Origin of the sequence: Rhodovulum euryhalinum, assembly GCF_004342445.1 — a bacterium.
GTDB classification, from domain to species: Bacteria; Pseudomonadota; Alphaproteobacteria; order Rhodobacterales; family Rhodobacteraceae; genus Rhodovulum; species Rhodovulum euryhalinum.
This window is the reverse complement of the sequence record NZ_SLWW01000013.1, coordinates 1-25,033: the sequence shown is the minus strand read 5'-3', so window position 1 is coordinate 25,033 and position 25,033 is coordinate 1. Positions and strand designations below refer to the sequence as shown.

Genomic DNA, 25,033 nt, shown 5'->3' with positions numbered 1-25,033 from the left:
GTCAGACGCGTTCCGAAAGGCCGCCCTCGATCACTTGCAGAACCGGGCGTCCGGGGGCGATCGCCGGGCGGTTCTCGGCGCCCGCACCCAGAATGCGGAAGCGGCGCGGCGCGCGGCCCTGCTTGCCGACCGTCGCGAAGGCGCCCAGCATGCGCTGCGGTGCCCCGGGTTCGTTCCTCAGCGGCAGCAGCACCATGCCGCCGTAAAGCGCCGGCTGGCCGAAGCGGGGCGGTGCGAAGATGTTGATCCGTGTCGGCCGGGCCGGCCCGGCCAGCGCCTCGGCGATCAGTTGTTCCAGATGCGGCCGCGAGTCGGGCAGGATCAGCGCCGAGAGCGGCATGCCCCGCATGTCCATGCCCATGACCTCGCTCAGGTGCTGGCCGGTCAGGCGCAGGCGCAGATGCCGCGGCGTGATCGCCTCGGCGATGAAGCAGTTCGTCAGCGCCTTGGAAAACCCGCGCGGGTCCAGTTCGGCACGGCTGGGCGCCACGCCGCGGGACTCCAGTTGCTCGCGCCAATAGGCCTCGATCGCGTCGAGCGGCGCGAGGCCGTTTCCTCCACGATACCCCGCCAGCGCGATCACCGCTGCCCGCAGACCCTTGTCGTTCTCAGACATCTCGTCACCCCGGTCACACCAAACCGGCTGTCCGTTGTTCCCTGCGGCGGGCGTTGTCGCCTCTTGCGGGAAGTGATAGTCCGGAACAGCCCCACGTCCAAACAATGCCACAAAAAAGCCACGAGCGAGAGGAAAGTCTTTACCGATGGTTAATGACGATGCCTAACTCGATGACCGCCTTCGCCGCGCGCGGCGGGCAGGGCCACGGCCATGGCTGGACCTGGGAACTCCGGGGCGTCAACGGCAAGGGGTTCGACCTGCGCCTGCGGTTGCCCGACTGGTTGCCGGGGCTTGAACAGTCCGCCCGCGCGGCGGTGCAGGCGCGCATCGCGCGCGGCAGCCTGACGCTGGGGGTCAAGCTTGTGCGCGAGGCCGGTGGGGCGGGGGCTGCGGTGCTGGATCCGCGTGCGCTTGATTCGGCGATCGTCATGCTCAAGCAGGTCGAGGCGGCGGCGGCCGAGCACGATCTGCGGCTTGCCGTGCCCACGGCGGCCGATATCCTGGGCATGCGCGGCGTCGCCGACACCACGCTTCCCGAAGCCGAGACCGAGGCGCTTGTCACAGCCCTGCTGGCCGATCTGGACGCGCTGATCGACGCGTTCGTCACGATGCGCGCCGCCGAGGGCGAGGCACTGGGCGCGGTCTTGCGCGACCACCTTGCCCAGATCGCCGAACTGATCGGGTCCGCCGCCGAAGAGGCCGAGGCGCGGCGCGGCCAGATGGCCGAGACGCTGCGCACGAACCTTTCCCGCGTGCTGGGCAATTCCGATGGCGCCGATCCGGACCGGGTGGCGCAGGAACTGGCGCTGATCGCGGTCAAGGCCGATGTGCGCGAGGAGCTTGACCGGCTGGCCGCCCATGTCGAGGCGGCGCGCGCGCTGCTGGACGCCGACGGGCCCGTGGGCCGCAAGCTCGACTTCCTGATGCAGGAGTTCAACCGCGAGGCCAACACGCTGTGCTCGAAATCGCAATCCACGCCGCTGACCCGCATCGGGCTTGACCTCAAGCACGTCATCGACCAGATGCGCGAGCAGGTCCAGAACGTGGAGTAGGGGGCATGGGGCAGCAACAACGGCGCGGCCTGCTGATCATCCTCTCCTCGCCCTCGGGCGCGGGCAAGTCGACGCTGGCGCGCCGGCTGCGCGACTGGGATCCCGGGATCGTGTTTTCCGTCTCGGCCACCACGCGCCCGCCCCGGCCGGGCGAGGAGGACGGCAGGGACTACCATTTCCTGACCGAACCCGCCTTCAAGGCCGAGGTCGCCAAGGGTGCGATGCTGGAGCATGCCTATGTCTTCGGCAATTTCTACGGCTCGCCCGAGGCGCCGGTGCGCGCGGCCATCGAGGCGGGGCGCGACGTGCTGTTCGACATCGACTGGCAGGGGGCGCAGCAGATCCGCAACTCCTCGCTCGGCCAGCACACCTTGTCGATCTTCCTGCTGCCGCCCTCGATCGCCGAGTTGCGCCGCCGGCTGGTCAGCCGCGGGCAGGACACGCCCGAGACCATCGCCAAGCGGATGCAGAAGAGTTGGGACGAGATCAGCCACTGGGACGGCTACGATTTCGTGCTGGTGAACGACGACCTCGACGCGACCGAGGACAAGCTCAAGACCATCCTGACCGCAACCCGCCTGCGGCGCAGCCAGCAGCCGGGCCTGACGGCCCATGTGCGCGCGCTTCAGGCCGAATTCGAGGCCCTGCCATGACCCTTTATGCCCTCGACGGGATCGCGCCGACCCTGCCTGCCGACGGCGATGTCTGGGTCGCCCCGGATGCCAACGTGATCGGCAAGGTCATCCTCGAAAGCGGGGTGGGCATCTGGTTCGGCGCGACGCTGAGGGGCGACAACGAGCCGATAACGGTGGGGGCGGGGACGAACCTGCAGGAAAATGTGGTCTGCCATACCGACATGGGCTTTCCGCTGGTCATCGGGCCGGGCTGCACCATCGGTCACAAGGCGATGCTGCACGGCTGCACGATCGGCGAGAACACACTGGTCGGCATGGGGGCCACCATCCTGAACGGGGCGAAGATCGGCCGGAACTGCCTGATCGGGGCCTGCGCGCTGGTCACCGAGGGCAAGGAGATCCCCGATGGCAGCCTGGTGATGGGCAGCCCGGGCAAGGTGGTGCGCCAGCTCGACGAGGCCGCCATCGAGTCCCTGCGCGTGTCGGCCCGGAACTATCAGCAGAACATGCGCCGCTTCCGCGCCGGCCTGACGGTCGCCTGAGGCAGGCCTTTCCAAGGGAGCCCCGCCGCCCGATGTCCGACGCCCCCCATGTTCCCGCCCGCCGCCAGCCCTGGCCCGAAAGCGCATCGCGCCCGGTGGCGACGCCGCTGCAGCCCTCGGTGGTCTATGCCGCCGCCGACCCCGATGCGCTGGATGCGCAATACGAGGGGCGGACGCGCGGCTATGCCTATGCCCGCGAGGGCCATCCCAATGCCGAGGTGCTGGGCCGGATGATCGACGGGCTGGAGGGGGCCGACGGGGGCGTTGTCACCGGGTCGGGCATGGCGGCGGTCGGAATCGCCATGCTGGCCGCGCTGAGGGCGGGCGATCATGTGCTGGGGGGCAACCAGCTTTACGGCCGCAGTCTGAGGATGCTGACCGAGGATCTGCCGCGTTTCGGCATCGCCGCGTCCTTTGCCGATCCGACCGATGCGGCGGCGGTCGCGGCGGCGCTGCGCCCCGAGACGCGGCTGATCCTGATCGAGACGGTCTCGAACCCGACGCTGCGGGTGGCGGACCTTGAAGGCATCGCGCGGGTGGCGCGTGCGCGCGGAGTCCTGCTGGCCGTCGACAACACCTTTACCACGCCGCGCACCTTGCGGCCGTTCGAGCATGGCGCCGACATCGTGATTCATTCGGTGACCAAGCTGCTGGCGGGGCATGCCGACGCGACCCTTGGCTATGTCGCCGCGCGCGATCCGGCACTGGCCGGGGCGCTGCGGGTTGCCGCCGCCACCTGGGGGATGACTCCCAGCCCCTTCGACTGCTGGCTGGCCGAGCGCGGGCTTCTGTCGTTCGAGCTGCGCCATGACCGCGCCCAGGCGACCGCCGCCCGGCTGGCCGATCACCTGGCCGGGCTGCCGGGGGTCCGGCGGGTGCTGTATCCGGGCCGGGCGGATCACCCGGATCACGACCGGGCGCGCACGCTTCTGGACGGGCGGTTCGGCAACATGCTGAGTTTCGATCTGGCGGGCGGGCGCGCTGCGGCCAATGCCTTTGCCCGGGCCTGCCCGGCCATCGCCTTCGCCCCGACGCTGGGCGATATCGCGACGACCCTGTCGCATCCGGCGTCCTCGTCACACCGGGCGCTGTCCCCGGATGCACGCGCGGCACTGGGGATCACCGAGGGAATGTTCCGCGTGTCGGTGGGCGTCGAGCCCGCAGAGACCCTGATCGAGGAGATGGCCCGCGGCGTCGCCGCAGCCGCCTAGATCCGCGCCCGCGGGATCAGTTCGACCTTCAGGCCGGGGCAAAGCTGTTCGAGTTCCTGGCGGATCACGTTCGGTGCGGGCAGCGGCGGCGTGACCACGACATAGCGGCCACGATAACCGGCAAGCGACAATTGCGCGGCAAGGTCGAGGGCATCGAACTGGTCGCTTACCAATGGCGAGACCACGTATTCAGCCCATGGGGCGCAGGCAAGCGCCGCATGCAGAAGCGCGTAGGGCAGGGTCTCGCATCGCGCGCCTGAAAAGGGCATGCACAGCTCTGGATGCTCGTTCCTCTGGAACCCGACCAGAAGCGCAAGGGACGGCGCAATCGGCGGGCAGACCGAGGCATCGGGAAGGAGATGGCGTTGCTGCTCCATTTCTATTTGCCGCTCCGCTGGGCGGCGCCTCGGTACGAAGTCACGCCGCGAATCAATCTCAGGTTGTCAACCTGACTTAAAAGACAGGTTTCCCTGACTTTATATGGCGAATCCGGGGCACAGGCAAATCCCGATCACATTGCACCTTGATTGACGTTGGGTCCATTTCGCATAGGAAGACCACTTGTCCCCGTCCGGAGCGCCCCGTCGATGCCAGTCAATCTCGTGCCTTCGATCATCGCGGGCGTGCCGCTGCCGGTCGTGCTCATCGACCGCGAGGAGCGGGTGAACGCGATGAACGCGCCCGCCTCGGCGATGTTCGGCGCGGCCGGAACCGGCCGGCACTACATCACCGTCTTGCGCCAGCCGGCGCTGCTCGACTGCGTCGAGGAGGCACTGCGGCTGCGGCAGGCGCGCAGGGTGCGCTATCTGACGACCGACATGGCCCGCGAGGCCACTTACGAGGTGGTCGCCAGCCCGCTGGGAACCGATGGGGGACAAGGGGTTGTGGTGGTTTTCACCGACGTTACCGAGCGCGAGCAGATGGGCCAGATCCGCCGCGATTTCGTTGCCAATGTAAGCCACGAATTGAAGACTCCGCTGACCGCGCTGCTGGGCTTCATCGAGACCTTGCAGGGCCCCGCCCGCGACGATGCGGCGGCCCGCGGGCGCTTTCTCGAGATCATGGGGCGCGAGGCCAAGCGGATGAGCCGGCTGGTCAGCGATCTGCTGTCGCTGAGCCGGGTCGAGGCCGAAGAACGGGTGCGGCCCGACGCGCGGGTGGACGTCTCGGCGCTGCTGCGCAGCTCGGTCCAGACCCTGCGGCCGCTTGCCGCGGAGTCGGGCGTCGAGATGACCCTCGAAGGGGCCGATATCGCGGTGCATGTGCTGGGCGACTCGGACCAGCTGACCCAGGTGTTCCACAACCTTATAGAGAATGGCCTGAAATATGGCGGCACCGGCGGCAGCCTGCGCGTGGTGTTGACCACGTCGGAACGCGAACTGGCCTTTCGCGGCCCCGGGGTGCGGATCGACGTGATCGACCGGGGCGAGGGTTTTGATCCCGTTCACATCCCGCGATTGACGGAACGGTTCTATCGGGTCGACTCCCACCGCTCGCGCGAGATGGGCGGCACGGGGCTTGGGCTTGCCATCGTCAAGCATATCGTGAACCGCCATCGCGGCCGGTTTCGCATCGAGAGCACGCCAGGCCAAGGCAGCACCTTTTCGGTCATGTTGCCGGTGGCTTGACGCACGAACGCGACATCCGTGCGACACCGCGTGCACGGGAACGGTCAGGGGCGCAGCCTTTGCGTCAGCCGGGCCTAGCCGCGGACACGAAAGGTTTCCAGCAACTCGTCGACCGCGGCCAGCATCTCGGCCCGCACGATGGCCACGGGCGAAAGTTGCAGCACGTCCATTTCTTCGGCGTCAGACCGGCGATCGGCACGGCATGTCCCTAAGTCGTCACAGCATGCCGGGCCCGAAAGGGCAGTGTTCAAGATGGACCCCATGGCGGGTCTCCTTCGTTGGCGCACCGGCGGCGATCCTAAGCGATCATGCTTTCCAGACACTTAACGTTCGCCAGCGAACATATATTCGTCCGATAATCAGTATTATGTAAATACTGATATGAAAGCCAGCCGGTGCCGGCGTCTCGGATCGGACGAACCTGGCCCTGCGGCACGCCCGGCCAGCATTGCCGGAAGAAATCCGAAAAAACGCATCAGGGCAACGGCCTGCGTGTCATTTCTGAGAACCCGCACGCAGCCTGCGATGACATCCTGCGCGTCCATGGCACCGGCCTTGATCACGGCACGCCCCACGGCCCGGAATGGCACATCCCCTCGACATGAGGGCATGTCGTGGCGTAAACATTTCCATTGATTTGGGGAACCGCGCCGATGCCGCGGCTGTACCGCGCAAGCGGCCACCCCGAGCCATGGAGGCGCCATGCCGTTCGACCATCTTCGGACCATCGTCGCGGCGCAGAGCGTTGAACAGCTCTGGTCGTATCACACGAAACGGATGGCCGAATACGGCTTCGACCGGCTGATCTACGGTTTCACTCGCTTCCGCTCGGCCAATTCCCTGGGGGATCGGGACGATCTGTTCGTCCTGTCGAACCTTTGCCCGGAATACATCCGAACCTTTGTCGACAAGGAAATGTACCGCGACGCGCCGATGGTGCGCTGGGCGAACCAGAACGAGGGCGTGTGCAGCTGGCGCGAACTTTCCGAACGCCACGCCCGGGGCGAATTGACCCCGGCCGAGGAACGGGTCTTGGAATACAACCGCTCGATGGGCTTGTTCGCGGGTTATACCATTGCTTTCCGTGACATTTCCGTGCGCTCGCGGGGGGCGATCGGGCTGGTGGCCCGCGCCGGGGTCAGCCAAGACGAGGTGGACAGCGTGTGGGCGCAGCACGGGACCGAGATCCTGCTGATGAACGAAGTCATGCACCTGAAGGTGCAGAACCTGCCCTATCACTCGACCCGCCCGCCGCTGACTCCGCGCCAGCGCGAGGTTCTGGAATGGGTGGGCGATGGCAAGACCGCGCAGGACATCGCGACGATCCTCGGCGTGACACCGGCCACGGTGGAAAAGCACCTGCGCCTCGCCCGCGAGACCCTGGATGTCGAAACCACCGCCCAGGCCGTGCTCAAGGCGTGGTTCCAGAACCAGATCTTCAGCGCCAGCGGCTGACACTGCCGATTCGCCAGCTGACTGATGGTGTCGGCCCGCGCGGTTCGAGTAAGGATTCCCCTACTTTCCTGACCAAGCGTAAATCGGCAATATTCCGCTTGTTCCGTGAGTGGTGGCCTTGGGCCAGGGAACTGACGGACGGTCGCGACCACGGAATTTCGTTGGCGAGGCCGTTCCCCGGATCGCCGGGACTCGTACGGATCGGCCTATAGTCGGTCGGGCCGTGCGAACCACTTCGCGCGGTTTGACCTCTTCTGGGGGGACGTGGGAAGTTAGGGGCGGTGCGGCCAAGGGGTGGTCGCACCGCCTCTTTTTGTGTCGGGCACAGCGTGCCGCCGCAGCTGCGCAGGGTCCGTTGTGCATCCGCAAGATCATGGTGCGTCAATGCCGAAGGGCGGCCCGGGCCCCTGCCCGAACCGCCCCCGGCAGATGTCGCGCGCCGGCCGGTACGGCCGGCCGACGGATCAGCCCCGTGCCGCCTTGGCGACCTCGGCGGCGAAATCCTCCTCTTCCTTCTCGATGCCTTCGCCCACCTCGAGCCGGACAAAGCCGGTGATCGTGGCGCCCGCCTCTTTCGCGGCGGCCTCGACGGTGATGTCGGGGTTCAGCACGAAGGCCTGGCCGAGCAGCGTCACCTCGGACAGGAACTTCTTCATCCGGCCCTCGATCATCTTTTCGATCACCGCTTCGGGCTTGCCGCTTTCGCGGGCAATCTCGATCTGGACCTGACGTTCCTTCTCGACCACGGCGGGGTCAAGATCGTCGGCCCCCAGCGAGGCGGGGTTCGCCGCGGCCACGTGCATCGCGACCTGCTTGCCGAACGCCTCGTCGCCGCCGGTCATCGCCACCAGCACGCCGATCTTGCCCATCCCCGAGGTGGCGGCGTTATGGATGTAGCTGACGACAGTCTCGCCCTCGATCCGGGCCATCCGGCGCAGCGTCATATTCTCGCCGATCGTCGCGATCTTGTCGGTGATCGTGTCGGCCACGCTCTTGCCGCCCAGATCGGCCGCGTTCAGCGCCTCGATATCGGCCGCGCCCATCGCTGCGGCGACGATCCCGCCGACCATCTCCTGGAAGTCTGCGTTCTTGGCGACGAAATCGGTTTCAGAGTTCACCTCGACGGCGACGCCCGTGCCGCCCTCGACCGCGACGGCTACCAGGCCCTCGGCGGCGGTGCGGCCCGACTTCTTGGCAGCCTTCGCCAGCCCCTTGGTGCGCAGCCAGTCGATGGCGGCGTCCATGTCGCCGTTCGTCTCGGTCAGCGCCTTCTTGGCGTCCATCATGCCCGCGCCGGTCCTGTCGCGCAGGTCTTTCACCATGCTAGCCGTGATTGCCATGGCTCGGCTCTCCTCGATTATCGAATGAAGTTCCGGGCGCGGCGATATCCGCGCCCGGTATCAATCCCGTGACATCGGGTCCGGGGGGCCGGACCTGCGATCCGCGGGGATCAGGCCTCGGCCGGTTCCTCGGCCACAAGCTCTTCGACCGGCGCCTCTTCCAGCGCGCCGATATCGACGCCGGCGGCATCCATCTGGGCGCTCATTCCGTCCAGGGCCGCGCGGGCCGCAAGGTCGCAATACAGCTGGATCGCGCGCGCCGCGTCGTCATTGCCCGGAATCACATAATCCACCCCCGCGGGCGAGCAGTTGGTGTCGACCACTGCCACGACCGGGATGCCCAGCTTGCGGGCCTCGAGGATGGCGAGATCTTCCTTGCCCACGTCGATGATGAACAGCAGGTCCGGCAGGCCGCCCATCTCGCGGATACCGCCAAGCGAGGCCTGCAGCTTGGCCTGCTCACGCTCCATGCCCAGCCGTTCCTTCTTGGTCAGGCCTTCGGCGCCGTTGGCCATCCGCTCGTCGATCTCGTTCAGCCGCTTGATCGACTGGGAAACGGTCTTCCAGTTGGTCAGCGTGCCGCCCAGCCAGCGGTGGTTCATGTAGTACTGCGCGCAACGCTCGGCGGCATCGGCGATCGGCTTCTGCGCCTGCCGCTTGGTGCCGACGAAGAGGATGCGGCCGTTCTTGGCAACGGTCTCGCGGATCACGTTCAGCGCGGCGTCCAGCATCGGGACCGTCTGCGTCAGGTCGATGATGTGGATACCGTTGCGGTCGCCATAGATGTATTCGCCCATGCGGGGATTCCACCGCTGGGTCTGGTGACCGAAGTGAACGCCAGCTTCCAGAAGCTGACGCATCGAGAAATCGGGGAGCGCCATGTCGTGTCCTTTCCGGTTTGCGCCTCGGCGGGGGCAAAGGGCATGTTGCCCAACCGGCGGACCGGGACGGGATGTCTCCCCGACCGGCCCAACCCCGCCTGTGAAGTGGCGCGCGAATAGCCCGTTTTCCGCCCCGGCACAAGCCCCCTGCCCCGTATCGAGGCCGAAACACCCGAATTGGAGGGCATCAAGGCCAAGCATTGTCCCCGGCGTGGTGCGACAGGTGGCGGTCATGGGCACCGCCCCCGCCGCGGCGGCCTTGCCCGGTCCACCGCGAGTCGCATCACCGCGGATCGTCAATCTGGCGGGGTGAGGGCCTTCATCTCGTCGAACCGCGCGTATCCGGCCCATGCCTGTGCCGGACGGGCCCCGTGCCGTCAAACCGGGCAGTCCGGACGCTGCCCTGCCGCGAAACCCGCCCGGGAACGCGGGAATCGGCGACTGCACCGGGGACGGCTATTGTAGAGGCGCCGGGCCGCGCCTAGCTTTGGTCCGACCAGGGGACGACGGGTCAGGAAAAGACGGGAATGTTCGAGAAGCACGACCACCACCAGTCCGAGCCGTCCGAGGGCCATCCGCGCCATATCGGACGCTCGCTTCTCGCGCGGATCCGGAACAACTTCCTCGCCGGCCTCGTGGTCATCGCGCCGGTCGGCCTTACCGTCTGGCTGATCTGGACCGTCACCGGCTGGATCGACGGCTTCGTGCTGCCGCTGGTGCCCAGCAAGTTCCAGCCCGAGCAGTATATCGGCATCGACATCCGCGGTCTCGGCGTCATCTTCTTCCTGCTGTTCACCCTGGTCGTGGGCTGGCTGGCCAAGGGCCTGATCGGGCGCTCTTTCATCGCGTGGGGCGAACGCCTGGTGGGCCGCATGCCGGTGGTCCGCTCGATCTACAACGGGCTCAAGCAGATCGCCGAGACGGTCTTCGCCCAGTCCGGGACCAGCTTTGACCGCGCCTGCCTCGTGGAATACCCGCGCAAGGGGGTCTGGGCGATCGCCTTCGTCTCGACCCGGACCAAGGGCGAGGTGAACCGCCGCATCCCCCGCGACGAACAGATGCTGTCGGTCTTCCTGCCGACCACGCCCAACCCGACCTCGGGTTTCCTGCTGTTCGTGCCGCAAAGCGACGTGATCGAACTCGAGATGACGGTCGAGGAAGCGGCCAAGCTGATCATCTCGGCCGGTCTCGTCTCGCCCGACGAACGGGCCATCCCCGCGCCCGGCCCGCTGCCGGATGTCGCGCTGCGCGAAAAGATCGGCGCCTGAGACCGCGCGCTTGACCGGCCCGGCACTGACCGGCTTTGCCACCTCGCTGTCGCTGATCCTCGCGATCGGCGCACAGAATGCCTTCGTGCTGCGCCAGGGGCTGATGCAACGCCATGTCTTTGCGCTCTGCCTGTTCTGCGCGCTCTCGGACGCGGCGCTGATCGCGGCCGGGGTGGCAGGGTTCGGCACGCTCGCCCGGGCCGCGCCATGGCTGCCCACCGCCCTGACGCTGGGGGGCGCGGCCTTCCTGCTGGCCTACGGCGCGCTGCGGATCCGCGCCGCCCTGCGCGGCGGGCACGCCCTGGCCGCCGATGGCCGGGGCGGATCGGTCTGGGCGGTGCTGGGCACGGCCGCGGCGATAACCTGGCTCAACCCGCATGTCTATCTCGACACGCTGGCGCTGATCGGCGCAGTCTCGATGCGGTTCGCCCCGGGCGCGGACCGGATGGCCTTCGGATTGGGCGCGGTCGCGGCCTCCTTCGTCTTCTTCTTCGCCCTCGGCTACGGCGCGCGCCTGCTGGCCCCGGTGATGGCAAGCCCGCGCGCCTGGCGCGTGCTCGATCTCGGGATCGGCGTCGTGATGTGGACGATCGCGGCGGGCCTTGTCCTGTCGCTTTGACCCGGCGGCCCGGCTCCCTCGCCCGATGGACCCCGCAAAGGGGAGACCGTCGGCGAAAAGCAGACCGGTTCGCCCTTCTTCTTGGCGGAAATACTCCGGGGGTCGCGGGGGGCAGCGCCCCCCGCGCGGGTCGCCCGGGCGCCAGCCAGGGCGAAACCGGTCATCCCCCAGACTGTCATTCCGGCGCATCGACCGGGCGCACGCCCGGTTGCTAGTCGCAAAGCCTGTGCAGATCGACCGTCGCCGCGCGGCCCAGTTGCGGCGCGGCCTCGACCAGGAACCGCGCGGCCGCCGCGCGCCCCGCGCGTTTCAACTCGTCCAGCACCACCGGGTTCGGCACCAGCTTGGTCGCGACGTTCAACTGCCGCATCAGCGCGTCATCGGCGATCATGTGCACGCGCAGATCCTTCATCGTGCCGCGTTCCAGCCGCCCCGCGGCGATCAGATCCTTCACCATCTGGATCGACCGCAACTCGCGCAGCATCGAGGCGTTGAAGCTGATCTCGTTGATCCGGTTCTGGATCTCCTGTCCCGTGACCGGCACCTCGGCACGTTCCAGCGGGTTGATCGAGACCACGACGATATCCTCGGGCAGATCATCGGCGAACAGCGGAAACAGCGCGGGGTTGCCGGTGAAGCCGCCATCCCAGTAGGCCTCGGTCTCGCCGGTGTCGGGATCGGTGACCTCGACCGCCTGGAACAGGGTGGGCAGGCAGGCCGAGGCGAGGATTGCCTCGGTGGTGATCGCGCGTCCCTCGAAGATCCTCACCTTGCCGGTCCGGACATTGGTCGCGCCGACGAACAGCGCGGGCGGGTCACAGGCGCAGACCCGGTCGTAGTCGAACCCCTCGACCACGCGCTCGAGCGGGTTGCGGTAGAAGGGGCCGTAGGCATAGGGGCTGACCATCCGGGTCGCCGCATCGGTCAGCGACCAGGGCAGCGCGGCCTCCAGCATCCGCGCCACCGTCCCCGCCCCGGGGGTGAAGGCCGCCATCCAGTGCGTCAGCCGCAGATCGCCCACCGCGCCCACCTGCGCCCAGAGCCGGTCAAGGGCCGCGCGCGCCCCCTCGGTCCCGCCCGCCACCAGCCCGGCCTTGAGTGCGGCGCCGTTCAGCGCGCCCGCCGAGGTGCCCGAGATCCCGGCGATCTCGATCCACGGCTCGTCAAGCAGCCGGTCGAGCACGCCCCAGGTAAAGGCGCCATGCGCGCCGCCGCCCTGAAGCGCAAGGTTGATCCGGATGGGGGTCATGGGCACGCACTCCTAGGCTGGGAGAAGGATGTCAGGTTGCGGCCGGCCGCGCCCCTTCGCGCCCTACAGCGCCGTCCATCCACCATCGACGCTGATCGTGGTGCCGGTGATCTGCGCGGCCGCGTCCGAGCACAGGAACACCGTCGTGCCGCCGATCTGCTCGACCGTCGCGAACTGCTTCGACGGCTGGCGGGCCAGCATCACCTCGCGCACCACGGTGTCGCGGTCCATGTCGTGGGCCTTCATCTGGTCGGGGATCTGCGCCTCGACCAGCGGGGTCAGGACATAGCCCGGGCAGATCGCGTTGCAGGTGATGGCCTCTTCGGCGGTTTCCAGCGCCACGGTCTTGGTCAGCCCGACGATGCCGTGCTTGGCCGCGATATAGGCCGATTTGTAGGGGCTGGCGGTCAGCCCGTGCGCCGAGGCGATGTTGACGATCCGCCCCCAGCCCGCCTTGCGCATCATCGGCAGCGCGGCCGCGGTGGTGTGGAACGCGGACGACAGGTTGATCGCGATGATCGCGTTCCACTTCTCCACCGGAAAGGCCTCGACCGCGGCCACGTGCTGGATGCCGGCATTGTTCACCAGGACATCGCAGGCCCCGGCCTGTGCGATCAGCGCGCGACATTCCTCGGCGCTCGACATGTCGGCCCTGATGTAGCGGACATTCACCCCGTGCTGTTGCGACAGTTCGGCCGCCAGCGCATGATCCTCGTCCCGGTCGGTGAACGAGTTCAGCACCACGTCGGCCCCGGCCCGGGCAAGCTCGTGGGCGATTCCAAGCCCGATCCCCGAATTGGAGCCGGTCACGATGGCGGTCTTTCCGGATAGCGACATGGGGTCCCTCGCGATGTCATGCTGCGGATGCGAAGGAGCCTACAGGCCGCGCCGCCGACGGGAAAGCACCCAAAGCGAATCCCCGAACGACCGGCCTGCGAAGCCAAAAAAAACGCCCGCACGAGGCGGGCGTTAAGTTATTGAGGCAGGTTTCATACAGGCAAGAAACCTATCGAGCAGTGGTCCCTTTATACGCAATCCGCCGCCGGGGTCCAAGCTAAAAGTTTGAAAAACTTGGTCGACCCGCCTAGGGTTCGGACCAAACCAGAACGGTGCACCGAGCAGGATTGTTGCCGAAATGAGACCGGAAAACTACCTCCGCGTGCGCGTCGCTGCGGCCGCCATGGCAATGATCGGCCTGGCCGGACCGGTCGCGGCCGAGCCCGCCCATGGCATCGCTATGTACGGCGCCCCCGCGCTTCCACCGGATTTTGTGTCGCTGCCCTATGTGAACCCCGACGCGCCCCGGGGCGGCCGGATCGTGCTGGGCGAGGCGGGCGGCTTTGACAGCCTCAATCCTTTCATCCTGAAGGGGACCGCGCCCTGGGGGCTGCGCAGCCTCGGCTACGAAACCCTTATGGGCCGGTCCTGGGACGAACCCTTCACGCTCTACGGTCTGCTGGCCGAATCGGTCGAGACCGGACCGGACCGCGGCTGGGTCGAATTCACCCTGCGCGAGGCCGCCCGATTCTCGGATGGCAGCCCCGTCACGGTCGAGGACGTGCTCTGGTCATTCGAAACCCTGGGCCGCCAGGGCCACCCCCGGTACCGCGGCGCCTGGGACAAGGTGGCAACGGCAGAGGCCACCGGACCCCGCACCGTCCGGTTCACCTTCAGCAGCCCCGACCGCGAACTGCCGCTGATCCTTGGCCTGCGCCCGGTGCTGAAGAAGGCGCAATGGGAGGGGCGCGACTTCGCCGCAAGCGGGCTGGAGCCGCCGGTGGGGTCCGGCCCCTACGTGATCGCGGATTACGAGCCGGGCCGGTTTATGGTGCTGCACAAGGATCCCGACTGGTGGGGGCGCGATCTGCCGCTGAACCGTGGCCAGCACAATTTCGACGAGATCCGCTATGAGTTCTTCGGTGATGGTGACGTGCTGTTCGAGGCGTTCCGCGGCGGTGCGATCGACGTCTTCCGCGAAACGAGCGCGGTGAAATGGGCCGAATCGTATGACTTTCCCGCGGTGGCCTCGGGCGAGATCGTGAAATCGGAGATCGCGCACCGGCGCCCGACCGGGATGGTGGGGCTGGTGATGAACACACGCAGCCCGGTCTTCGCCGACTGGCGGGTGCGCGACGCGCTGCTGCATGCGTTCAACTTCGAACGCGTAAGCGAGGTGCTGACCGGCGGCACGGCGCCCAGGATCACCTCGTATTACGCGAACTCCGAGCTTGCCATGCGGCCGGGGCTCGCCGAGGGCCGGGTGCGCGAGTTGCTGGCCCCCTTCGCCGACGACCTGCTGCCCGGTGCGATCGAGGGGTATGCCCTGCCCGTCGCGGACGGGCGCCCGTCGAACCGCCAGAACCTGCGCGCGGCCTTCGCCCGGCTCGACGCGGCGGGCTGGCGGGTGGATGATGCGGGCGTGCTGCGCAACGCGGACGGGGCGCCCCTCAGCTTCGAGATCCTGCTGCGCCAGGGCGCGACCGAGGCGCAGAAGATCGTCGACATCTTCGTCGAGGAGCTGAAGCGGCTGGGCGTCGCGGTCCGCGTGACGGCTGTCGACAGCGCGCAATATACCGAACGGACGGATGCCTACGATTTCGACATGACCTTCTACACCATCGCGCTGTCGCTTTCGCCCGGCAACGAGCAGCGGCTTTACTGGGGGGCCGAGGGCGTGACCCGGCCCGGCACGCGCAACCTGATGGGCATGGCCAGCCCCGCGGCCGAGGCGATGATCGACGCGCTCTTGACGGCGGAAACCCGCGAGGATTTCGTCGCCGCCACCCGCGCGCTGGACCGCGTGCTGACGACGGGACGCTACGTGATCCCGATCTGGTATGCGCCGACCGCGCTGATTGCACATCGCGCGACGCTGCGCTATCCCGAGACACTTCCGATATATGGGGACTGGATCGGATTCCTGCCCGATATCTGGTGGTCCGAGAAGAGGTAAGCCATGATCCGAATGCTGCTTGTCCTGACCCTTCTGGCGCTCGCGGGGTGCGGCACGATCGAGGGCATGGGCGAGGATATCTCGTCCGGGGCACGGGCGGTCCGCAACGCGTTCTGAGCCGGGCCCCGGCCTTACTCCAGTGCGGTCACCCACAGGATCGTCGCATCCTCCTGGCTGACCGAGATCACGTTGTGCCCCATCGTCGCGTCGTAATAGGCGCTGTCGCCCCGGCGCATCTCGACCGGCGCATAAAGCTCCGTGTAAAGCCGGATCACGCCGGTCAGGACGTACAGGAATTCCTCGCCGTCGTGGCGCACCCAGCCGTCGAACTCGGCAATGTCGCGGGCGCGGATCCGCGTGCGGTAGGGCAGCATGCGCTTGCGCACCAGGGCCCCGGCCATCAGTTCGTGTTCATAGGTGGCGGTGGCCTGTGCCGCACCCTCGCCCATGCGGGTGACCGCCATCCGCCCGCCTGCCCCGCCCCCGCGCATCGGCGTGAAAAGCTGCGGCACCGACACGCCCAGCCCGGTGGCCAGCTTCTTCAGCGCCTCGTAGGTGGGTGACATCTGGTCGTTCTCGATCTTCGACAGGGTGGACCGCGCAAGCCCAGCCCGCTGCGCGGCCTGTTCCAGTGTCCAGCCATGCGCGGTGCGCAATTCCCGCACCCTCTGGCCCAGGTCCAGAGGCTCGGGCGCGTCGTCCTGGCCATCGGCCCGCTCGATCCGGATCAACTCGTGTTCGCGCGCGCGTTCCATCCCGATCGCTCTTAGTCCCAGCCCCTTGCAACCGCAAGGCAGCAGGGCTAGCACGCGCCCCATGCAAGCGATCTACGACGAAGGGGCCCCGGTCCCCTGCCCCGCCCCCTTCAACCTGGCCGCCTATGTGCTGGCCCCGGCCGCGCGCACGCCCGAAAAGGTCGCGCTGGCGGTGATCGGCCCGCATGGCGCCGAACGCTGGAGCTATGGCCGGCTTGAGGCCGCCGTGCGCGGCCTTGCCGCGGGCCTGTCCGCGATGGGCCTTGCGCCCGGGGCGCGGGTCCTGCTGCGCCTTGGCAACGGGGTCGAGTTCCCGATCGGCTATCTGGGGGCGATCGCCGCGGGGCTGGTGCCGGTGCCCACCTCGGCGCTGCTGACCGTGCCCGAGATCACGAAGCTTGCCCGCGAGATCGAGCCCGCGGTGATCCTTGCCGGTCCGGGCATCGCCCTGCCCGGAGACTGTGCCGCCCCCGTCCTGGACCTGGACGCACAGCGCATCTTCTACGAGCACACGCCCGCCGATTATGTCCTGGGCGACCCGGACCGGCCCGCCTATGTCGTCTACACGTCGGGCACCTCGGGCAATCCGCGCGGGGTGATCCATGCGCATCGCGCGGTCTGGGCGCGGCGGATGATGTGGGACGGCTGGTATGGCCTGACGCAAGACGACCGGCTGCTGCATGCGGGCGCGTTCAACTGGACCTACACGCTGGGCACCGGCTTGCTTGATCCCTGGTCCATGGGTGCGACCGCGCTGATCCCCGCGCCCGGCGTTCGGCCCGCGCAATTGCCGCTGCTGCTGAGACGGTTCGACGCGACGATCTTTGCCGCGGCGCCGGGCGTCTACCGCCAGATGCTGCGCGAGTTCCCCCATGTCGTGCTGCCCGTGCTGCGCCATGGTCTGTCGGCGGGCGAAAAGATGCCCGAGGCGACGCGGGCCGCCTGGGCCGAGACGACGGGCACCATGGTCTACGAGGCGCTGGGCATGTCGGAGTGCTCGACCTTCATCTCGGGTGCGCCTGCCCGCCCCGCCCCCCTGCCCGCCTCGGGCTATCCGCAGCCGGGCCGCCGGGTGGCCGTGCTGGGCGAGGATCTCGCGCCCGTCAGCCGGGGCCAGCCGGGGCAATTGGCCGTGTCGCGCCGCGATCCGGGCCTGATGCTGGGTTATCTCAAGGCCGAGGCGGAAACCGCCGCGCGGTTCCATGGCGAATGGTTCCTGACCGGCGACATGGTCGAGATGGCCGAGGACGGCGCGATCACCTATCTGGGCCGGTCCGACGACATGCTGAACGCGGGCGGCGTGCGGGTATCGCCGCTGGAGGTCGAGCGCGCGCTGACCGAACATCCGCGCGTGCACGAGGTCGCCGCGACCGAGATCGCGATCCGGGCCGACACCTCGGTGATCGCGGCCTTCTACACCGGCGAGCCGGTGCCCGAGGACGAGCTTGCCGCCTTTGCCGCCGAACGGCTGGCGCGCTACAAGCAGCCGCGGCTTTACATCCACATGGACGAGTTGCCGAAGAACCCGAACGGCAAGCTGAACCGGCGGCTGATCCGCGCGAGTTACGAGGCGGCCCATGGTCCGGCTTGATATCTTCGCCGATCCGATCTGCCCCTGGTGCCTGATCGGCAAGCGGCTGCTGGACAACGCGCTGGCCGAGCGGCCCGATCATCCCTTTACCATCGCCTGGCACCCGTTCCAGTTGAACCCCGACATGCCGCGCGGCGGCATGGACCGGCGCGCCTATCTCGAGGCCAAGTTCGGCGGGCAGATCGAGGCCGTGCGCGTCTATGCCGAGATCGACGAAAAGGCCCGCGTGGCCGGCATCGAGCTGAACCTTGCCGCGATCGCGCGCACGCCCAACACGCTGGACGCGCACCGCCTGATTCACTGGGCGGGGATCGAGCACCGGCAGGCGGCGGCCGTGGATGGTCTTTTCGCTGCCTATTTCCTGGAGGGGCGCGATATCGGCGATCCGGACGTCCTGGCCGACATCGCCGCGGGCGCCGGCATGGACCGCGCGATGGTCGCGCGCCTTCTGGCCTCGGACGCCGATCTGGACGAGATGCGCAACCGCGACGCCCATGCCCGTGCGCGCGGCGTGACCGGCGTGCCCACCTTCATCGTGGCCGACCGCCATGTGCTGGTGGGCGCCCAGCCCACCGCGCTGTGGCTGCAGGTGATCGCCGAACTGGCGGGCGACCCGGACACGGGTCCCCTGCACTAGGGCACGGGCGCGGCGCGGATTTATCGGCTGGCACCCCCGGGCGATCTGTCGCAAGAGGGGGATGCAACCGGAGGCCCCCATGACACAGGCGGACATCACCCGGGCACGGCGGCTGTCGCGTCCCGAATTCATCGCGATGATGGCGCTGCTGTTCGCGACGGTGGCGTTTTCCATCGACGCGATGCTGCCCGCCCTGCCCGAGATCGGCGCCGAACTGACGCCCGCCAACCTGAACCACGCGCAATTCGTGGTCACCGCCTTTGTGGGGGGGATGGGGATGGGCACGCTGATCGCGGGCCCCCTCTCGGACAGCTTCGGGCGCAAGCGGGTGATCCTCGGCGGCGCCGTGCTCTACCTTGCCGGGGCGCTGATCGCGGGGACGGGCCAGACGCTGGAAACGATGCTGATGGGCCGGGTGTTGCAGGGGCTGGGTGCCGCGGCGCCGCGGGTGGTGGCGCTGGCGGTGATCCGCGACCTCTATGCCGGGCGCGACATGGCACGGATCGTGTCCTTCGTGATGATGATCTTCACGCTGTTGCCGGCCATAGCGCCCCTGGTGGGCGCGGGCATCATCGCGCTGGCGGGCTGGCGGGCGATCTTCGCGGCCTTTCTGGTCTTCTCGGCGATCTCGATCGGCTGGTACGCGCTGCGCCAGCCCGAGACCCTGCCGCCCGCCCGGCGGCGCCCGCTGAAGCCCGGCCCCCTGATCGAGGCCGCGCGCGAGGTCTTTGCCGATCCGGTCGCGCGGATCGCGGTCCTGGTGCAGACGCTGATCTTTTCGGTGCTGTTCATGATGCTGACCTCGATCCAGCAGGTCTTCGACATCCATTTCGGGCGCGGCGACAGTTTCCCGCTGTGGTTCGGCCTGATCGCGGTCATTGCGGGCAGTGCAAGCTTTACCAACGCGATGCTGGTGGGGCGGCTGGGGATGCGGTTCCTGGTGCGGGTCACGCTGACCGGGCAGATGGTGCTGTCGGCGGTGATGGCGGGGCTGTTCTGGGGCGGCATCCTGCCGCCGGGCGCAGAGTTCGCGACCTTCATCCTGTGGGCGATCACGCTGTTCGGGATGCTGGGACTGACCATCGGCAACCTGAACGCGCTGGCGATGGAGCCCTTGGGCCACATCGCAGGGATGGCCGCCTCGATCATCGGGGCGCTTGCCACGGTGATGTCGGCCATTCTGGCGTCGCCGGTCGGGCAGGCCTTCGACGGCACGCCGCGGCCGCTGGCGGCGGGCGTGGTGCTGGCGGTGACGGCGGCGGTCCTGCTGATGCGGCGGCTGCCTGAACGCTAGGGCGTTCCGGCCGAACCCTTACGCCGCGCCTTTCACCTTCTCCGCCAGATCCCGCGCGATCCCGAAGGCGCCCTTGATCCTGTCGCTGTCCCTGGTCCAGTCGCGGCGGATCACGATCCTGTTGTCCTTGACCTTGGCCAGCCCGTTCTGGCCCTGGATGAACTCGACCAGCCCGGCGGGGTTCGCGAACTTGTCGCCCCAGAACTGGATCGTGGCGCCCTTGGGCCCGCCATCCAGCCGCGCGATGCCCGCGCGCTTGCACATCGCCTTGATGCGCACCACCAGAAGCAGCGTGTTGACCTCTTTCGGCAGCTTGCCGAACCGGTCGATCAACTCGGCGGCAAAGCCTTCGAGTTCAACCTTGGTCGCCAGCCCCGAGAGCCGCCTGTAAAGGCCCAGGCGCACGTCCAGATCGGGCACATAGTCCTCGGGGATCAGAACCGGCACACCCAGGTTGATCTGGGGCGACCAGTCGCTGTCGGTCTCGCTCAGCCCGTCAAGCTCGCCCGACTTGATCCGGGCGATCGCCTCTTCCAGCATCGACTGGTAAAGCTCGAAGCCGACCTCGCGCACATGGCCCGACTGTTCCTCGCCGATCAGGTTGCCCGCACCGCGGATGTCGAGATCCTGGCTGGCCAGCGTGAACCCTGCGCCAAGCGTATCCAGCGAGCCCAGCACCCGCAGCCGCTTTTGCGCCTGCGCCGTCAGCGGCGCGCGGGGCTTCGTCGTCAGGTAGGCATAGGCCCGCGTCTTGGCCCGGCCCACACGGCCGCGGATCTGGTAAAGCTGCGCCAGGCCGAACATGTCGGCGCGGTGGATGACCATGGTGTTCGCGGTCGGGATGTCGAGGCCGGATTCCACGATGGTCGTGGCCAGCAGCACGTCGTATTTTCCGTCGTAAAAGGCGTTCATCCGGTCGTCGAGTTCGCCCGCCGCCATCTGCCCGTGGGCGACCACGAACGACACCTCGGGGACGTGGTCGCGCAGGAACGCCTCCATCTCGGGCAGATCCTTGATCCGGGGGACCACGAAAAAGCTTTGCCCGCCGCGGTAATGCTCGCGCAGCAGGGCCTCGCGCACGGTGATCGTGTCGAATTCGCTTACATAGGTCCGGATCGACAGCCGGTCGACGGGGGGCGTGCCGATGATCGAGAGGTCGCGGACGCCGGTCAGGCTCATCTGCAAGGTGCGCGGAATGGGCGTCGCGGTCAGCGTCAGAACATGGACGTCCGTGCGCAACTGTTTCAGCCGTTCCTTGTGGTTCACGCCAAAATGCTGCTCTTCGTCGATGATGAGAAGGCCGAGATTCTTCAGCCTTATGCCCTTGGCCAGCAGGGCGTGGGTGCCGATGCAGATATCGACCGTCCCGTCCGCCAGCCCCGCCCGCGTCGCCGCCGCCTCTTTCTGGCTGACAAAGCGCGACAATTGCCGCACCTCGATCGGGAATCCGCGGAACCGTTCCATGAAGTTCTTGGCGTGCTGGCGCGCCAGCAGCGTCGTGGGCGCGATCACCGCGACCTGCACGCCGGACATCGCCGCCACGAAGGCCGCACGCATCGCGACTTCGGTCTTGCCGAACCCGACATCGCCGCAGATCAGCCGGTCCATCGGCGTGCCGGAAGCCATGTCGCCCAGAACGTCCGCGATGGCGGCCAGTTGGTCGTCGGTTTCCTGATAGGGGAACCGCGCCGAGAACGCCTCCCACATGTGGTGGCTGGGTTCCAGGATCGGGGCGTGGCGCAGATGGCGTTCGGCGGCGACCCGGATCAGCCGGTCGGCGATCTCGCGGATGCGGGCCTTCAGCTTGGCCTTCTTGGCCTGCCAGGCGCCGCCGCCCAGCTTGTCGAGCAACCCCTCGTCATGGCCATAGCGCGACAGCAGTTCGATGTTCTCGACCGGCAGGAACAGCCGGTCGCCGCCCGCATATTCCAGCGCCAGACATTCATGCGGCGCGCCCGCGGCGGTGATCGTCACGAGGCCGGTGTAACGGCCCACGCCATGTTCCACATGGACCACAAGATCGCCCGGGGACAGCGCCTGCGCCTCGGTCAGGAAATTCTCGGCCTTCCGCCGTTTCTTGGGCGCACGGATCAGCCGGTCGCCGAGGACGTCCTGTTCCGAGATGACCGTCAGCCCCGGCCCTTCGAAACCATGCTCCAGCGCCCAGACCGTGAGGTAGAGCCCGCGGCCCTCGGTCACGTCGCGGATATCGGCGGCAAGGCGCGCGTCGGCCACGCCCTCGTCCTCCAGCAATCCCTTCAGCCGCTCGCGCGCGCCTTCGGAATAGGAGGCGACGACAACGGCGCCCTCCTGGCGCCGGACCTGAACATGATCCTTCAGGGCACTGAAAAGACTGACCTGTTCCAGCTTGCGCTCGGGGGCGAAATTGCGCCCGATCCGCCCCCCCGCGTCGATCACGCCGGGCCCGGTGCCCTGCGGCAGCGGGTTCAACTGCACCACCCGGTGTCCCGCGACGGCCTGCCCCCAGGCAGCGTCGTCGAGATACATCAACCCCGGCGGACAGGGTTTGTAGACCGTGTCGATGCGCCCCTTCTGCGCCATCGCCTCGCGCCGTGTCTGGTACTGGTCCTCGATCGACTCCCAGCGCGACAGACGGGTGGGCGTCACCTGGTCGTCAAGGAACACGCTGGCCCCGGGCAGATAGTCGAACAGCGTTTCCAGCCGGTCGTGGAAGAAAGGCAGCCAGTGTTCCAGCCCGGCATGCTTGCGCCCCGCGCTGACGGCCTCGTACAGCGGATCGTCGGTGCCGGCGGCGCCGAATTCGATCCGATAGTTCTGGCGGAACCGGGTGATCGCGGCGTCGTCCAGGATTACCTCGGAGACCGGCGCCAGTTCGACCGTCTTCAGTTTCTCGGTGGTCCGCTGCGTCGCCGGGTCGAAGCGGCGCGCGCCGTCCAGCACGTCACCGAACAGGTCCAGCCGGACCGGCCCGGCCTCGCCCGGGGGATAGATGTCGATGATGCCGCCGCGCACGGCATAATCACCGGGCTCCATCACCGTCGGAGCCTGGGAAAAGCCCATGCGCACCAGGAACGAGCGCAGCGCCGCCTCGTCGACGCGGGTGCCGACGCGCGCGGTAAAGGACGCCTCGCGCAGCACCTCGCGCGCGGGCAGCCGCTGGGTCGCGGCATTCAGCGTCGTCAGCAGGACGAACGGCCCCGGCACCCCCGCCGCCAGCGCGGCCAGCGTCGCCATGCGCGCCGCCTCGACATCGGCATTGGGCGACATGCGGTCATAGGGCAGGCAGTCCCAGGCGGGGAAATCCAGCACCACCGTGTCGGGCGCGAAAAAGCCAAGCGCCGCCCGCATCGCCGCCAGCCGCTTGTCGTCGCGCGCGACATGAATCGCGGGCTGGCCGGTCCTGGCGATCTCGCGGGCCAGCAGGCGGGCGTCAAAGCCTTCGGGCGCACCGCCCGCCGTGATGTGAAGATTGTCTGCCATGGGGGCGGGACATACGCGCCGGGCGCGCCGTGTCAACCGCCGAGCACGCCGATCGCCATGTTCTGCCACATGCCCCACATGGCAGTCACGAAGATCGACAGGATGCCCAGAAGCTGCACCCCCAGCCGATGCCATTTCAGCAGGCGGTACAGGGCCTCGCCCTCGTGCGCGTATTGTTCATAGGCCCGCGCGGTGCGCACCGACCACAGCCCGACCAGCGTCAGCGGGGCGACCAGCAGGAACACCGCCTGGCAGAACTCGTTGCCATAGAAGAAACCGATGCTTGCCAGCAGGCTGAGGATGAATCCGGTCAACCCGGTGATCCACAGCCCCGAAACCCGCGCGATGAAAAGGTAGCGCCGCGCGTTGATCCGCACCAGGGCGGCCACGTCCTCGGCCGCCTCGCCGCCCTTTCGGCGGGCACGCTGCACCAGGTCGAAGGGTACGCCCAGCACCCAGTGGCTGGAGGTCGACCACAGCACCGCAAGCGCGATCCAGTACCAGAGGTTCGAGAACGACCGCATGTCGATCAGCTCGAAGACTTGCTGGTTCCAGTCCAAGGGGCCTGTCTCTCCGTTCCGGGCCGGTGGGCGGCACGCTTCGCGACGAATCCCGCTCTTGAGGTACGATCCGATCCGTGTAACCCAGTCGCAGCAAATGTTGAAGGAGCCGTTGCCATGCGCCCCACCCTCGCCCCGTTCCCGATGACGCGCCTGCGCCGCACCCGCCGCACCGCCGCGCTGCGCGCGCTGACCTGCGAGACCACTTTGGGCGTGGGCAACCTGATCTGGCCGATCTTCATCCGCGACGGCGAGGGCGTGGAAGAGCCGATCCCCTCGATGCCCGGCGTGGTGCGCCGGTCGATCGACCTGGCGGTGAAGGCCGCCGAGGAGGCCGCGGGCCTCGGCATCCCGGCGATCTGCCTCTTTCCCTATACCGACCCCGCGCTCAAGACCGAGTTGTGCGAAGAGGCGTGGAACCCCGAAAACCTGTCGAACCGCACCATCCGCGCGATCAAGGCCGCGGTGCCCGAGATCGCGGTGATGACCGATGTCGCGCTCGACCCCTACAACGCCAACGGCCATGACGGCATCGTGCGCGACGGGATCATCGTCAACGACGAGACGGTCGAGGCGCTGGTGAAGATGGCGCTGGCCCAGGCCGAGGCGGGGGCCGACATCCTGGGCCCGTCCGACATGATGGACGGGCGGATCGGCGCGATGCGCCGCGCGCTGGAGGAGAACGGGTATCCGGACGTGGCGATCATGTCCTACGCGGCGAAGTACGCGTCCGCCTTCTACGGGCCGTTCCGCGACGCGGTGGGGGCATCGGGCGCGCTGAAGGGCGACAAGAAGACCTATCAGATGGATCCGGCCAATACCGACGAGGCGCTGCGGCTGATCGAGCGGGACCTGTCCGAAGGGGCCGACATGGTCATGGTCAAGCCCGGCATGCCCTATCTCGACATCTGCCGGCGGGTGAAGGACGCCTTCGGTGCGCCGACCTACGCCTATCAGGTCTCGGGCGAGTACGCGATGCTGATGGCGGCCGCGCAGAACGGCTGGCTGGACCGCGAGAAGGTGATGATGGAAAGCCTGCTGTCCTTCCGGCGCGCGGGCTGCGACGGAATCCTCACCTATTTCGCGCCCGAGGCCGCGAGGGTCCTGCGCCGCGGATAAGGCCGCGCGGCCAGACCGGAGCGATCGCAAGGAAACCGGCGCGGACCGGGGTTCGGCCTGGCTTGGCCAGGCCGACCGGGGGGGGGGGGGGGGGGGGGGGGGCGGCGGGGGGGCGGGGGGGGGGGGGCGCGGGGGGGGGGGCGGGGGGGAAGGAGCGGGGAGGAGG

The 25,033-nt window shown here is 68.1% G+C and carries 23 protein-coding genes; 14 read left to right on the top strand and 9 right to left on the bottom strand.

What is annotated here, in order from left to right; translation table 11 throughout:
- Position 1: 1 nt before the first annotated feature.
- On the bottom strand, positions 2-616 hold the full coding sequence (locus EV655_RS14685) for a PAS domain-containing protein (RefSeq protein ID WP_132546115.1): 615 nt from the start codon (positions 614-616) through the stop codon (positions 2-4).
- A gap of 152 nt (positions 617-768) precedes the next feature.
- Between EV655_RS14685 and EV655_RS14680 the strand changes: the two genes are divergently transcribed.
- Genes EV655_RS14680 through EV655_RS14665 form a run of 4 tightly spaced genes read left to right on the top strand, consistent with a single transcriptional unit; the run spans position 769 to position 4,056 of the window.
- On the top strand, positions 769-1,668 hold the full coding sequence (locus EV655_RS14680) for a YicC/YloC family endoribonuclease (protein ID WP_341540304.1): 900 nt from the start codon (positions 769-771) through the stop codon (positions 1,666-1,668).
- Between the two features lie 5 nt (positions 1,669-1,673).
- Positions 1,674-2,321: a guanylate kinase gene (gene gmk, locus EV655_RS14675; protein ID WP_132546114.1), complete on the top strand. Its 648-nt coding sequence runs from the start codon at positions 1,674-1,676 to the stop codon at positions 2,319-2,321.
- Positions 2,318-2,845, top strand: coding sequence for a gamma carbonic anhydrase family protein (locus tag EV655_RS14670; RefSeq protein ID WP_132546113.1), 528 nt, complete (start codon positions 2,318-2,320; stop codon positions 2,843-2,845). The genes gmk and EV655_RS14670 overlap by 4 nt, the downstream gene beginning before the upstream one ends.
- A 32-nt stretch (positions 2,846-2,877) precedes the next feature.
- Complete coding sequence (locus tag EV655_RS14665; protein WP_132546112.1) at positions 2,878-4,056, top strand: trans-sulfuration enzyme family protein; 1,179 nt, start codon at positions 2,878-2,880, stop codon at positions 4,054-4,056.
- Here EV655_RS14665 and EV655_RS14660 read toward each other — a convergent pair.
- Positions 4,053-4,433, bottom strand: a complete 381-nt coding sequence (locus tag EV655_RS14660; protein ID WP_132546111.1) for a hypothetical protein — start codon at positions 4,431-4,433, stop codon at positions 4,053-4,055. The two genes, EV655_RS14665 and EV655_RS14660, sit on opposite strands and share 4 nt — an antisense overlap.
- Positions 4,434-4,643: 210 nt before the next feature.
- Between EV655_RS14660 and EV655_RS14655 the strand changes: the two genes are divergently transcribed.
- A complete protein-coding gene (locus tag EV655_RS14655; RefSeq protein ID WP_132546110.1) occupies positions 4,644-5,684 on the top strand; it encodes an ATP-binding protein in 1,041 nt (346 codons plus the stop codon).
- 702 nt (positions 5,685-6,386) lie between these two features.
- Complete coding sequence (locus tag EV655_RS14650) at positions 6,387-7,139, top strand: LuxR family transcriptional regulator (protein ID WP_132546109.1); 753 nt, start codon at positions 6,387-6,389, stop codon at positions 7,137-7,139.
- Between the two features lie 464 nt (positions 7,140-7,603).
- On the opposite strand, the gene tsf is transcribed toward EV655_RS14650, so the two are convergent.
- The gene (gene tsf / locus EV655_RS14645; RefSeq protein ID WP_132546108.1) at positions 7,604-8,479 is read right to left on the bottom strand and encodes a translation elongation factor Ts; all 876 of its coding nucleotides are present in this window, start codon (positions 8,477-8,479) and stop codon (positions 7,604-7,606) included.
- Positions 8,480-8,589: 110 nt separating this feature from the next.
- Positions 8,590-9,360, bottom strand: coding sequence for a 30S ribosomal protein S2 (gene rpsB, locus EV655_RS14640; protein ID WP_132546107.1), 771 nt, complete (start codon positions 9,358-9,360; stop codon positions 8,590-8,592).
- A 527-nt stretch (positions 9,361-9,887) separates the two neighbouring features.
- Here rpsB and EV655_RS14635 point away from each other — a divergent pair.
- Both EV655_RS14635 and EV655_RS14630 read left to right on the top strand, forming a co-directional pair.
- Complete coding sequence (locus EV655_RS14635) at positions 9,888-10,628, top strand: DUF502 domain-containing protein (RefSeq protein ID WP_132546106.1); 741 nt, start codon at positions 9,888-9,890, stop codon at positions 10,626-10,628.
- A 10-nt stretch (positions 10,629-10,638) separates the two neighbouring features.
- On the top strand, positions 10,639-11,247 hold the full coding sequence (locus EV655_RS14630) for a LysE/ArgO family amino acid transporter (protein ID WP_243645094.1): 609 nt from the start codon (positions 10,639-10,641) through the stop codon (positions 11,245-11,247).
- 211 nt (positions 11,248-11,458) lie between these two features.
- Here the strand turns inward: EV655_RS14630 and EV655_RS14625 are convergent, their stop codons facing one another.
- Both EV655_RS14625 and EV655_RS14620 read right to left on the bottom strand, forming a co-directional pair.
- Entirely contained in the window at positions 11,459-12,496 is a 1,038-nt protein-coding gene (locus EV655_RS14625; RefSeq protein WP_132546104.1) for a patatin-like phospholipase family protein, read from the bottom strand.
- A gap of 63 nt (positions 12,497-12,559) precedes the next feature.
- Positions 12,560-13,333 (bottom strand): 3-hydroxybutyrate dehydrogenase, encoded by a 774-nt coding sequence (locus EV655_RS14620; RefSeq protein ID WP_132546103.1) that lies wholly within the window; start codon positions 13,331-13,333, stop codon positions 12,560-12,562.
- Between the two features lie 343 nt (positions 13,334-13,676).
- Between EV655_RS14620 and EV655_RS14615 the strand changes: the two genes are divergently transcribed.
- The gene (locus EV655_RS14615; protein WP_243645093.1) at positions 13,677-15,449 is read left to right on the top strand and encodes an extracellular solute-binding protein; all 1,773 of its coding nucleotides are present in this window, start codon (positions 13,677-13,679) and stop codon (positions 15,447-15,449) included.
- A 3-nt stretch (positions 15,450-15,452) separates the two neighbouring features.
- Positions 15,453-15,566 carry an entericidin A/B family lipoprotein gene (locus EV655_RS14610; protein ID WP_132546101.1) on the top strand — a complete coding sequence of 38 codons (114 nt, stop codon included), beginning with the start codon at positions 15,453-15,455 and terminating at the stop codon, positions 15,564-15,566.
- Between the two features lie 14 nt (positions 15,567-15,580).
- Here EV655_RS14610 and EV655_RS14605 read toward each other — a convergent pair whose 3' ends face one another.
- Positions 15,581-16,204, bottom strand: coding sequence for a helix-turn-helix domain-containing protein (locus EV655_RS14605; RefSeq protein ID WP_132546100.1), 624 nt, complete (start codon positions 16,202-16,204; stop codon positions 15,581-15,583).
- 61 nt (positions 16,205-16,265) lie between these two features.
- On the opposite strand from EV655_RS14605, the gene EV655_RS14600 reads away from it, so the two are divergent.
- From EV655_RS14600 to EV655_RS14590, 3 genes are all read left to right on the top strand, one after another.
- The gene (locus EV655_RS14600; RefSeq protein ID WP_132546099.1) at positions 16,266-17,795 is read left to right on the top strand and encodes a class I adenylate-forming enzyme family protein; all 1,530 of its coding nucleotides are present in this window, start codon (positions 16,266-16,268) and stop codon (positions 17,793-17,795) included.
- On the top strand, positions 17,782-18,432 hold the full coding sequence (locus EV655_RS14595; protein ID WP_132546098.1) for a DsbA family oxidoreductase: 651 nt from the start codon (positions 17,782-17,784) through the stop codon (positions 18,430-18,432). Before EV655_RS14600 ends, EV655_RS14595 begins: the two co-directional genes overlap by 14 nt.
- Before the next feature lie 79 nt (positions 18,433-18,511).
- Positions 18,512-19,726 carry a multidrug effflux MFS transporter gene (locus EV655_RS14590; protein ID WP_132546097.1) on the top strand — a complete coding sequence of 405 codons (1,215 nt, stop codon included), beginning with the start codon at positions 18,512-18,514 and terminating at the stop codon, positions 19,724-19,726.
- Positions 19,727-19,744: 18 nt separating this feature from the next.
- On the opposite strand, the gene mfd is transcribed toward EV655_RS14590, so the two are convergent.
- The gene (mfd, locus tag EV655_RS14585) at positions 19,745-23,188 is read right to left on the bottom strand and encodes a transcription-repair coupling factor (protein WP_132546096.1); all 3,444 of its coding nucleotides are present in this window, start codon (positions 23,186-23,188) and stop codon (positions 19,745-19,747) included.
- 32 nt (positions 23,189-23,220) lie between these two features.
- Positions 23,221-23,748, bottom strand: coding sequence for a component of SufBCD complex (locus EV655_RS14580; RefSeq protein ID WP_243645092.1), 528 nt, complete (start codon positions 23,746-23,748; stop codon positions 23,221-23,223).
- Between the two features lie 117 nt (positions 23,749-23,865).
- On the opposite strand from EV655_RS14580, the gene hemB reads away from it, so the two are divergent.
- Complete coding sequence (hemB, locus tag EV655_RS14575) at positions 23,866-24,867, top strand: porphobilinogen synthase (RefSeq protein ID WP_132546095.1); 1,002 nt, start codon at positions 23,866-23,868, stop codon at positions 24,865-24,867.
- The last annotated feature ends 166 nt before the right edge of the window (positions 24,868-25,033 follow it).